Below are 11,016 nucleotides of genomic sequence, written 5' to 3'. Positions count from 1 at the left end.
CCGTCATGAGTGGACGGGCGGGACGCCCATCCCACAATAACAATTAAAATTGTAAGTTATTTAATTCGCGATCCTTACGAACTTTGGTTAATTTCTCGCTGACAGCGGGGACGACAAGGTGTTCCTGTGCAAATAAAGCCTGCAGGCATATTTTTAAAGACGCTGCTGCGAGCTCCGATTAAAGCGTTAGCACCGATTTCGACACCAGGGCCAATGAAGCAGTCGGCGGCAATCCAAACGCCGTTATTAATGATCGCAGGTGCTGTTATTAAGCCAAAGGCGGGGTCTTGAGGGTCATGAGTGCCGGTGCAGAGGTAGCTTTTTTGAGAAATGACGCAGTGTTTGCCGATCGCAATTCGATCCAGACTGTACAATACAACATCATCTCCGATCCAACTGTAATCGCCGATGGCAATTTTCCAAGGATAGGTAAAACGAGCCGTGGGACGAATGATCACACCCCGACCTATTTTCGCTCCAAATAACCGCAGCAAGCCGCTTCTGATGCGATTAAAAGGGTGTGGAGTGAGAGGAAAGGCGATCGCCTGCACCAACCACCAAACTAAAATTAGCCAAGTAGGCTTTCCTCGATCAAACTTTGATTGGTCGTACAGCCGCAAATCAACCAAAGATTCGCCTGTCAAAGTATTTGCGTGATTGTCGCTAATTGGACGATCGTTTATTTCAGGATTTGGGGAATTTGCGGTCGAATTTTCCGGATCTTGGTGGGGATTTGGTATATAATCGGTCATTGATAGTTAATTTAATGTTTAATTTAAAATCGAGTTTAACCTTAAGGACTGCTGCATGACATTTCTAGTTAGGGACAATTTTGACTCGAAAAACGCCAAGGATATCGCACAATGCGAGAAGACAAATCCCAGAATTGGCAAAGTGCGACTTTTACAAACAGCATTGGTACTGCTTAGCAGCTTTTTTGTAGCAGAGTTAATCGCCGCACTTAATTCTCATAGTTTGTCCCTATTAGCAGATGCGGGTCACGTTTTTTCAGATGTAGCAGCTTTAGCAATAACTTTGACAGCGACTTGGTACTCGTCACGAAAAAGAAGTAAATCGGTGGATTGTGCGATCGCACAATCGCCAATTCCTGAACGAGGAGAAATCATTGCTGCTTTAATTAATAGTATCAGTTTAGTAGCGATCGCCCTTTGGATTGCCGCAGAGTCGATCGCCCGTTTGCAGTCCCCAACACCCGAAGTAGAAGGACTCCCGATGTTAATTACCGCCATAGTCGGTTTAAGCATCAACTCGATCAATGCTTGTTGCTTGCATTCCTGCTGTCACGGTGACTTAAATCTCAAAAGCGCCTTTCTGCACGCAGTCGCCGACATTTTTTCATCGGTTGGAGTAATTTTAGCTGCGATCGCCGTAGCGTGGCTGCACTGGAATTGGGCTGACGGCTTAATTAGCTTGCTAGTCTCTGCATCAATTATTTTATTAACTCTACCATTGCTAATAGAAAGCATCCAATTGCTGCTGGGAAAAGTATCAGCAATATCCGCCAGTCAACAGCCTTGTGATTGCGAAAAAGTGAGCGCAGAAAAATTGCTTTTTCCATCCCTCGAAGAACTTATTAAATGAAAATGTCTCAAGCCACTCGCTATGGGCTGGCTTTCCTAATTCCCAATTCCCCCATGCTTCCAAAATATTAAGGCAATTTAACTTCGGTCTCCTGAGTGATAACTACTGGCGGCGACAGAGTAGGCTCAGGTTCTGCCACATTTAACTGACCGCCACAACAACGCAACTCGTAAAGTTTTGCATTAATTTGATACTCATATTGACTCAATAACCTTGCATAAATATAGCCAGCTTTGCCATCCAAAAAGCCGAGCTGAATGAAGTAAAATAAAATAAATCTGAGCATTGGTTTAAAAGGCAGCCGCACCCAAACTTTTTTGAGAAATCGCTTCCGCTGCACTGCATCTCCAAATAGGTGAGCGCCAATAGTGCCGCTGTCGTCGCGGCCTTCAATAATATTGTAATAAACGCGAGCTTCCCAATTAGAATAGCGGTTATGCCGTTCTATCCAGTGAAATAAATCGCGATAATCCTCGTGGATCATGTCATTTTTTAAGTAGCCGACTTGACCGGCTAAAATTACGTGTTCGTGAACTTCGTTGTCGCCAGTATTGGGGACGGATTCAGTGCCGAGATTTTCGTAACGTCCTTTTTGATGCTTGAACAAACGCAAATTCCAGTCGGGATATCGGCCGCCGTAACGCAGCCACTGACCTAAAAAGAAGACTTTGCGGTTGAGGTAGTAGCCGTCAAAATTGGGGTCTTCGATCGCCTGCGCGATTTCGTCCCAAAGTTCCGGGGGAATGCGCTCGTCGCAATCGACAATTAATACCCATTCGTTGCGAAAGGGCAGATTGTCCAATGACCAATTTTTCTTTTTCGGCCAGCGGTTGTCGAAGTAGAATTGCACTACTTTGGCGCCGGTGCTGATGGCAATTTCTACGGTGCGATCGCTGCTTTGGGAATCAACCATGAAAACTTCATCCGCCCTAGCAATGCTGGCCAGACACGCTGGTAGATTAAGTTCTTCGTCTTTTGCCGGAATGAGAACTGAAACCGGAATCTTGGATGAACTAGATGTCATAATCGAGTGCTTGAACCTGAATGCGGTCGAGTTTTTTGTGGATGAAGTGCGATCGGCACAGCAGGGCCGACGACTTGAGCAGCGAGGGATATTGCCTATAGCCTAATGCCTGCTGGTCGATTTCGGTGCAAAAATCAGGCCGCGGATGGCTGCGATCAAATAACCGATTTGACCCCAGGCAAAAACGAAATTTTCAAAGCGCAGCCCTGGATCTCTAATATATTTAAAAGACTTCCAGACACCCCTCAAGATTCTTTCACCCCCCCACCCAAGCTGAGCAATACCGGCTCGATCGGACAATTGTTCGCGATAACACTCGCTGATGCCTTGCCACCACCCGCGCTCTAGAAACCAAGCTTTGTTGAGCCTTTCTGTCGCGACATGGTGAAGCACCAGGGCCTCCGGTAGATAAACTACTTGCCAACCTAACTCTAAAGCTAATTCTGTGGCCCGCAACTCTTCATTTGACAGCAACTTTTTGCCGACTCTACCGAGTTTGACATCGAAGCCGCCAATTTGTTCGAGAAAAGCGCGCCGGATTGAGTAGTTTACCCCCCTGGGAGTCAAACCGGCAGCAGTCACGTACAGACAAGTATTGCCTAAATCGTATTCTCCCAAGTTCTGGGCCAATCCCGGTGACAGCCATTCGGGCGGGCTGACTCCCGAAGGCCAGAGCAAATTTACTTTGCCACCAGCTACGGCGAGTTTTTGATTGCTTTGATAAGCCGCGTGCAGCACCCTGAGCCAATTGGGCTCAGCAATAGCGTCGTCGTCGAGATAAGCTAATATTTCACTGCCAGCTTCCTTTGCGCCGGTGTTCCGGGCTACTGACAGACCGATTTCCGGCTCCCAGACGTACTTGAGGCGCCGATCGCCCTGTCTTGCTTCTACCACCTCGCGGGTGCGCGAAGTCGAACTTTCGGGGCTTGCATAATCGCTAGAAGCGTTATCCACTACTACTACTTCAAAGTTGTCGGGAAAATCCTGTACCAGCAAGCTGTCGATCGCCCCACCTAAATAGGCGGCGCGATTGTGGGTGCAAATAATCGCTGATATCTGAGGACGATCTGGCATAAATAACAGCTTGGGAAATACGGGGGTTCTCGATCGACTTACTCTGATCTTGTCTCATCAATGCTATTATCGCTTAAAAAGCATTTGGTAGTTAGCCGTTTAAATCATAATTGGTAATTGCTAATTGGGAATTGGCAATTGGGAATTATGTTTAATCCTTTGTATGTTACCCCGCCCAAAGAAGGGAGACAAGCCCGCAACATTAGTCGCGAGCAGCCCAAAAATTTTAACCAAACTTCAATCTCCCAAAATCATTTGTTGTGGAGTAAATCTAAAATCTAAAATCTAAAATCTAAAATCGACTGACTAATGAGTAACTCAGAACCCACCACATCTAGACAATTAATCTTAGTAACTGGGCCGGCCCGAAGTGGCAAAAGTGAATGGGCCGAAACTCTGGCGGCGGGTTCGGGAAAACAAGTAATTTATGTGGCTACCGGTCAGGTTGATGAAGCTGATTTGGAGTGGATTCGTCGCCTCGAACAGCACCGAAATCGCCGTCGGGTTGATTGGAAAACTCTAGAAGTGCCGATCGACTTGTCAGCAGTTGTGCAAGCCAGCAAGCCCTCAGATTGCTTGTTGATTGATTCTCTGGGAACTTGGACGGCGAATCTTTTGGAACAAGAAGCGGCTGTTTGGGCGACTACGCAGCAAGATTTGCTCGCCTGTTTGAAGTCGGCGGCGGCTGATGTAATTTTGGTAGGGGAAGAAACCGGATGGGGTGTTGTGCCTGCTTATCCGGCGGGGCGGCTGTTTCGCGATCGCCTCGGCACTCTCGTGCGCCACATCGGGGCGATCGCCGATACTGTTTATCTCGCCACCGGAGGTTACGCCTTGAATCTCACCGCTTTGGGTACGCCACTGCCGCCTGTAGCGAAAAATTAACAGCCAGAGTCGCGATCGACAAGAGAGAAAAAATATCGGTTTCCCGAACGACAATTTTAACTAAAAATCAGCTATGATTTTAACTAAGATTGAAAAATCAAGAGTCATATAAATTAGTAAAAAAACCTAATCCCTAGGGGGGAAGCCCAACAATTAGACATGAGGAATAGCCGAATTTTGAAATTATGTAAAAGATAAAATGTCTCTTAAGAAAGAGTGGTGATTTCAAATTCAAAGTCTAAAATAATCAATTAGTTGAAGGGTTGACTAAAAGTTATGGCATCAGATAGTGAAGTAAGAAAATATATTGCTTACTGGTTTCAGTTAGGCAAAAAAGTATTAATTCGCAACGGTTCCGAAGCGCTGGAGCCCAAATCGGTAAATGCGGGCGATCGCTACAGCCAGGAATTTGAAGACTGCTGGCAAAAAATCATCTCCCGCGACAGCGGAGACTGTTACCTCGAAGGCACAAACGAAACAATTGCCCAACTGCTGACGCCAGCTTGGGAAATCAGTCCCTGCGCGCGCTGCGCTATGCCCGTAGTGTTCAAACAAACCGGAATGCCCCCGGAGTTCTGTCCCTGTAACGACTTACCGAACTGGCCCGATACCGAAATGCCCCAACCTCGATCGCCCGTCAGCAGCCAATCGCAACTATCAGGCATTCGCGATCGACTCCAAAGATCCAGCGGCGAGTAAGTATATAAGAAGGAAGAAGGGTCTTCTTCCTTAAATTGTTACAATATATTTACAATGCTTCACACTAGGTCTGATTTATGAATGTCAAGACAGTATCGCCAGCCTCCCCGCCAACTTATGTAAATTCAGGGACTCAGGCTGTACTAAGCAATCTCCAAGATGCAAATACAATTCCCCTGCAAGCAGTACCAGTATCACTAGAGACGGAGCACGTAACGGACGATCGGCTCAAATCAGCCAGAGACATAGCTTTCGAGTTAGCCGGAGATGCTGTTCGGTACGATCCAGTGGCGATCGCAGCCCAGTACCGAAATCGACCTCTACAAGTCTGGGGAAGGCTGTCGAGCGTTGTTTGGACATTTTTTAGCTTTGCCTTCAGTGTGTGGTTCGACGGCAAAACAGGTCGTACCGCCACCAACGAAAAGCGCCGCGCCGTCCGACTGCGAGAAATTCTGGGTCAACTCGGCCCAGCTTTCATCAAAATCGGACAAGCACTCTCAACACGCCCCGACTTAGTACCGCCAGTATATTTAGAAGAACTAACAACGCTGCAAGACCAATTGCCAGCATTTCCCAACGAAGTAGCATATCAATTCATCCAAGAAGAATTGGGCGCCCACCCCAAAGACATCTACGCAGAAATCAGCCCCGATCCGATCGCAGCAGCATCTCTCGGACAAGTCTACAAAGGCAAACTCAAAACCGGAGAAACAGTCGCAATCAAAGTCCAGCGACCGGGTTTAGCCGAAAACATCGGCTTAGATATTTACATCCTGCGGCGCGTTGCAGTTTGGGCGCAAAACACCTTCAAAATAATTCGCAGTGACCTCGCAGCAATTATGGACGAGTTGGGCGAGCGCATTTACGAAGAAATGGACTACACCCACGAAGGTCAAAATGCCGAACGGTTTGCCCAACTATACGGCCACATCAAAGACATTTATGTTCCCAGCATCTACTGGGAATATACCCGCCGCCGCGTCTTAACAATGGAGTGGATCACCGGCATCAAACTTACGAATTTAGAGGCCGTTAAAGCTCAAGGAATCGACGCTCCTTACTTAATTGAAGTGGGGGTGCAGTGCTCTCTCAGACAACTTCTAGAACACGGTTTCTTTCACGCCGATCCGCATCCCGGCAATCTTTTGGCAACTCCTGACGGTCAATTAGCTTATCTCGATTTCGGGATGATGAGCGAAGTTAAACCTTATCAGCGATACGGCTTGTTGGAAGCTGTGGTGCATTTGGTGAACCGCGACTTTGAAGGTTTAGCAAAAGATTATGTCAAGTTGGAGTTTTTAACGCCAGATACGGATTTAACGCCAATTATTCCAGCTTTGGCGGGGGTATTTAACAATGCTTTGGGTGCTAGCGTTGCCGAACTCAATTTCAAAAGCATTACTGACGAACTTTCGGCGGTGATGTACGAATATCCTTTCCGGGTTCCAGCTTACTATGCTTTGATTATTCGATCGCTCGTCACGTTAGAAGGGATTGCCATTAATGTCGATCCAGAATTCAAAGTGTTGAGCAAAGCCTATCCTTACGTTGCAAAACGGCTGTTGAGCGACCCCGCACCGGAATTGAGAGCATCCCTGCAAGATTTGCTGTTCAAACAAGGCGAATTCCGCTGGAACCGCTTAGAAAACTTGCTCAACAATGCCCGCGAGAGCGAGGATTACGATGTCAGCAAAATCTTGAACCAAGCATTAGAATATTTATTTTCCGAAAGAGGAGATTTCATTCGCGATCGTATTGTCCTCGAATTAGTCAAAAGTCTCGACACACTTTCCAGCAACGCCTTTGCTAACGCCAAAGCAGTCGTCGGCGAATGGTTTGGAGTCAAGGCAAATCAACCTGTGGTTTCACCAACTGAACAAAAAAACCTACAACACATCAAACGGATTTGGGATATTTTGCAATCAACTCCCGGTTTTGACGGGATGAAAGTATTGCAGCTTCTTCCGCAGTTATTGGTGAAACCCCAAGTGCAGAATATGGGGCAGAAAGTAGTCGGCGGTTTAGCTCAAAGAGCAGTTGCTAGGGTTATTCGCGAGTTTTTGCTTTCGCAGGAACCGGATGCGATTCCCGTGAATGGAAGCTACCCTAAAACTTCGCCTCAGTTGTCTTTACCTGCGGCGAAGTAGTTATATCATGTCAGGCGAATTGACCATAATTCCTGTAGGGGCGGGTTCACCAATATCTACAATAGAAACGAGAGATTCTGTAAACCCGCCCCAGCTTTTGAGCGTGCTCGATCGACCATGATATTAAATTGGGATATTGGGATTTTTTGACCGCAGATATTAGCAGATAAACACAGATGAACGCAGATGAAATGTCGTCTGCGTTCTTTTAATTAAGCTTGAATCCTTTAGCGGCTAATTGCTGGCGGAGACTTTGGATTATTACGCGATCGAGAGTATTTTCACCACTATTGGTACTAGATTGGCGCTGTTGTTCAATATATGCTGTACGCTTTTGAGATAAGTCGCGGATGGTCTTTTTAATGGCCTCTCTTTCGGTTTTCTTTCCAGCTACATATGCTTTTTTCTGTTAGCGTCATCCCTCGCATGATTTCGGGTAAATTATCATCTGATATTGCCTCTAGTTTAACTGTGCCGTTTTCGAGAGCATCGAGCAAGTCCCAAGAAGCATTATCATAGTATTCAGAAGCTTTGGACGCACTACGCAAAACCCTATTCCTGCCAGCATTACTATCTTCAACTGCTTGACGTTGTTGTCCTATTCTTCCTTCTCTACCGTAAGGAATGTAGGTTTGATTTAGTTTAGTATTCCAAGTAGAAATTTCGTCGTAAGGGGACTTGATTACTACAATTTGTTGGTTTTGATTAATGTTGAAGCTACTGCCTTTTGCTAAGGAATGAGAATTAAATAACTTCCACTCTTGAAAGTGGGATGGGCCTAAGAGCCCATCCAAAAAGGACGGGCTCTTAGGCCCATCCCACAAACTTGTGGAAGTTATTTAATTCTCATTCCAAAGATCGATCGCCCCTCAAGCCTTTTTGTTCTTTCTATTTATTTATCAGGGTGAGCTCGGTAGTTTTATGCAAAACTCTCCAGTTTTTTTTGTCGAGTTTGGCAAAGACTGCGTGGAAGTACGGAACCACGGGTGTTTTGGGGATTTAAGGGCGATCGAATAACGCGCTTTCCCAGAATCCGGCGGGGAATGAATTCCCCGCCTCATAGCGAAAGTCCTCTCAAAGAGGACTGGTAAATTCTTCAGTCGGCGACCGACGACTTTCGCTTTGAGGCTCTTGTTTCAACAAGAGCCGGAGTTCGGGATTGCGAGATAGCCGGATTGCGCGATCGATCTGCTTGTTAACACTAAAGATCGATCGCCCCTCAAGCCTTTTTGTTCTTTCTATTTATTTATCAGGGTGAGCTCGGTAGTTTTATGCAAAACTCTCCAGTTTTTTTTGTCGAGTTTGGCAAAGACTGCGTGGAAGTACGGAACCACGGGTGTTTTGGGGATTTAAGGGCGATCGAATAACGCACGGGTGGTCATAAACCGGGTTTTTCGCAGAAGACTTCGTTACAAACCTGCATAAATCGCAAAAACCCGGTTTATGCAGGTTTTGATGCGTCTTAACAAAAATTCACATCTAATTCAACTGCCCAATCCACCGCACAGCAAGACTTTCAACCATCCTCTGAAAAAAATTTCTGAATTTCGCATAAATTCCTCCAACTTACCCTGATAAATAAATGTAGGAACAAAGTTGCGGCCGCACTTAACTATGACTGATAAATCCAACCCCTCCGAGGGGGAAGACCACTTATCCGACGAAACCGATGCTGTTGGGTGCTCAGTAAAATCGGAAAAGTTCGATCGAGATCCCGCACACCAGCAAATCGTCGAACTCGTCACCAAAGCTTGCCAGCAGCCCCCCGGCAGTATCAGGCGAAGTCGTTTCTTGAATCAACTAATTCGAGAGATTATCAAATCCGGCAAACTCTGGAAACCAAAAACACCTTACTATGAAGAGGCATTGCAAGAAACCTGGATCTATCTCAATCGAAATTTATGTGAAGCTACCACAGCAAAACGACCTTACGATCCCGAAGAAAGCCTGATTACTACTTGGTTAAATAGCTATCTCGAAAGGCGGCTTTTTGATTGTCGTCTGGCCCCAATAAAAGAAAGTGAGACACCAAACCGCCGTCGAATAGCGTCCTCAGAAGGAAAACAAGACAAAGAAACCATCAATCCCATTGACTATCTCGCCGCCGATTATGATGTAAGTTTCTATTTGGACGAACTTCTCGCATGGATAGAAACCGATCCAAATAACGAGTTAAAAAGCAGACACGTTAGAGGCAAACCGCAGATAAATTGTCAAGTTTTATTGCAGCGAAAATGTTTGTACGGTCAAAGTCTTAAAGAACTCGCCAAAGAGTTTGGCTGCGCCCATTCTACTTTATATCAATTGTTCAACAATGACTGCCGTCATCTGCTGCAAAAATTTTGCGAAGACCAAGGATATCAAACTTTAAATATACCAGGAGTGTACCAAAACAATGAACCATAACAACCTTTGGGAAATCGAATCTTTGCCAATGCCAATTACTCAGAAGGCACTGCAAGTTGCTCAGCAGTTTGCCACCCAACAGCGCCACCCGCAAAGGCACGAGCAAGTTTATCTCAATACTTTGGCAGTGCTGGCAGTTCGCGATTATCTAAAAATCATCGATATTGAGACTGACTTGACTGAATGCGATAGCTGGAATCCCGTAATTCGCCTGTTTGCAGATGCGGGAGATTTGTATGTTAAAGGATTGGGAAAAATCGAATGCCGTCCAATTAAAAATCGACCTCAAACTCAAGAAACTGGCAACCAGAATTCATCTGCACATCCGCCTGAGATTTGCCCGGTGCCGGTGGAAGCAAGGGCAGAACGCATTGGCTATATTGCTGTAGAAATTGATGAGGAGGAAAAGGAAGCGAGATTGCTTGGTTTTTCTCCCAATGCGGATGCGGGGGAATTAGTATTGAGCGAATTGCATTCCCTGGATGATTTTTTAGGGCATCTAGAACATTTGTTGGAATCTCAAATTAACCTCAGTCAGTGGTTGATGAATGTATTTACGGCTGATTGGCTGCCTTTTGAAGCGGTATTTAACCAGCAGACACAAACTTCTCAGGTGGAGATTCAAAATCCGGTTGAATCTCAGTTAGGCAATTGGTGGCAAAATTTTGTAGACAGATGTTTGCAGCAATTGGATCGAGGTAAACAAAATTTAAAAAACTTGATTTCTCCTGACGAAACCCCCAGTTTTGCATTACGAGGAGGTGGAAATTCGAGAGAAGAATCTGCGTTACAGAGCAGTCAAAGTAGCATCAATAGGTTTCCCGAAGCCGATGTCACGCGGGCTAAGTTGATTGACTTGGGAATGCGGCTGGGAAGGACAACGGTGGCTTTGTTGGTGGCGATTGCTGAAGAGAGCGATCGCACTGTCAGAGTTCACGTTCAACTGCATCCGGCGATCGGAGAACGTTACCTGCCCCAGAATATTAAACTTTCCTTAATCTCCGACATCGGTAAAAATCTAACCGAGTCACAATCAAGGATTCAGGAGAGGTACATTTTGCTGAAGGATATTGAGGTCGATCGAGACGAGAGTTTTAGTATTCGAGTAGCTTTAGATGATTTCAGCGTCACAGAAAATTTTGTGGTATGATATCTCGATTAACTCTACTCGCGTCTAAT

The 11,016-nt window shown here is 45.9% G+C and carries 11 protein-coding genes; 7 read left to right on the top strand and 4 right to left on the bottom strand.

Going from position 1 to position 11,016, the window contains the following annotated elements; translation table 11 throughout:
- Positions 1-74: 74 nt before the first annotated feature.
- Positions 75-752: a hormogonium polysaccharide biosynthesis acetyltransferase HpsU gene (gene hpsU / locus QT973_RS23040; RefSeq protein WP_333392243.1), complete on the bottom strand. Its 678-nt coding sequence runs from the start codon at positions 750-752 to the stop codon at positions 75-77.
- 55 nt (positions 753-807) lie between these two features.
- On the opposite strand from hpsU, the gene QT973_RS23035 reads away from it, so the two are divergent.
- The gene (locus tag QT973_RS23035) at positions 808-1,602 is read left to right on the top strand and encodes a cation diffusion facilitator family transporter (protein WP_333055388.1); all 795 of its coding nucleotides are present in this window, start codon (positions 808-810) and stop codon (positions 1,600-1,602) included.
- Positions 1,603-1,669: 67 nt separating this feature from the next.
- Here QT973_RS23035 and QT973_RS23030 read toward each other — a convergent pair whose 3' ends face one another.
- Complete coding sequence (locus QT973_RS23030) at positions 1,670-2,587, bottom strand: glycosyltransferase family 2 protein (protein WP_333055487.1); 918 nt, start codon at positions 2,585-2,587, stop codon at positions 1,670-1,672.
- Between QT973_RS23030 and QT973_RS23025 the strand changes: the two genes are divergently transcribed.
- Positions 2,514-2,732: a hypothetical protein gene (locus QT973_RS23025; protein WP_333055490.1), complete on the top strand. Its 219-nt coding sequence runs from the start codon at positions 2,514-2,516 to the stop codon at positions 2,730-2,732. The two genes, QT973_RS23030 and QT973_RS23025, sit on opposite strands and share 74 nt — an antisense overlap.
- Here QT973_RS23025 and QT973_RS23020 read toward each other — a convergent pair.
- Positions 2,729-3,700, bottom strand: coding sequence for a glycosyltransferase family 2 protein (locus QT973_RS23020; RefSeq protein WP_333392240.1), 972 nt, complete (start codon positions 3,698-3,700; stop codon positions 2,729-2,731). The two genes, QT973_RS23025 and QT973_RS23020, sit on opposite strands and share 4 nt — an antisense overlap.
- Positions 3,701-4,009: 309 nt before the next feature.
- Between QT973_RS23020 and cobU the strand changes: the two genes are divergently transcribed.
- From cobU to QT973_RS23005, 3 genes are all read left to right on the top strand, one after another.
- The gene (gene cobU / locus QT973_RS23015) at positions 4,010-4,585 is read left to right on the top strand and encodes a bifunctional adenosylcobinamide kinase/adenosylcobinamide-phosphate guanylyltransferase (RefSeq protein WP_333055385.1); all 576 of its coding nucleotides are present in this window, start codon (positions 4,010-4,012) and stop codon (positions 4,583-4,585) included.
- 276 nt (positions 4,586-4,861) lie between these two features.
- Positions 4,862-5,284, top strand: coding sequence for a hypothetical protein (locus tag QT973_RS23010; RefSeq protein WP_333055383.1), 423 nt, complete (start codon positions 4,862-4,864; stop codon positions 5,282-5,284).
- Positions 5,285-5,361: 77 nt separating this feature from the next.
- Positions 5,362-7,431, top strand: coding sequence for an AarF/ABC1/UbiB kinase family protein (locus tag QT973_RS23005; protein ID WP_333055381.1), 2,070 nt, complete (start codon positions 5,362-5,364; stop codon positions 7,429-7,431).
- Between the two features lie 359 nt (positions 7,432-7,790).
- Here the strand turns inward: QT973_RS23005 and QT973_RS23000 are convergent, their stop codons facing one another.
- Positions 7,791-8,225, bottom strand: a complete 435-nt coding sequence (locus QT973_RS23000; protein WP_333055379.1) for a hypothetical protein — start codon at positions 8,223-8,225, stop codon at positions 7,791-7,793.
- 820 nt (positions 8,226-9,045) lie between these two features.
- Between QT973_RS23000 and QT973_RS22995 the strand changes: the two genes are divergently transcribed.
- Together QT973_RS22995 and QT973_RS22990 are read left to right on the top strand one after the other, a co-directional pair.
- Entirely contained in the window at positions 9,046-9,837 is a 792-nt protein-coding gene (locus tag QT973_RS22995) for a sigma-70 family RNA polymerase sigma factor (protein ID WP_333209067.1), read from the top strand.
- Positions 9,827-10,987: a DUF1822 family protein gene (locus QT973_RS22990; protein ID WP_333055375.1), complete on the top strand. Its 1,161-nt coding sequence runs from the start codon at positions 9,827-9,829 to the stop codon at positions 10,985-10,987. The genes QT973_RS22995 and QT973_RS22990 overlap by 11 nt, the downstream gene beginning before the upstream one ends.
- Positions 10,988-11,016 lie beyond the last annotated feature (29 nt).

This window comes from Microcoleus sp. Z1_A1, from assembly GCF_036700305.1.
Taxonomy (GTDB): domain Bacteria; phylum Cyanobacteriota; class Cyanobacteriia; order Cyanobacteriales; family Microcoleaceae; genus Microcoleus.
This window is presented reverse-complemented; position numbering and strand designations above follow the sequence as displayed.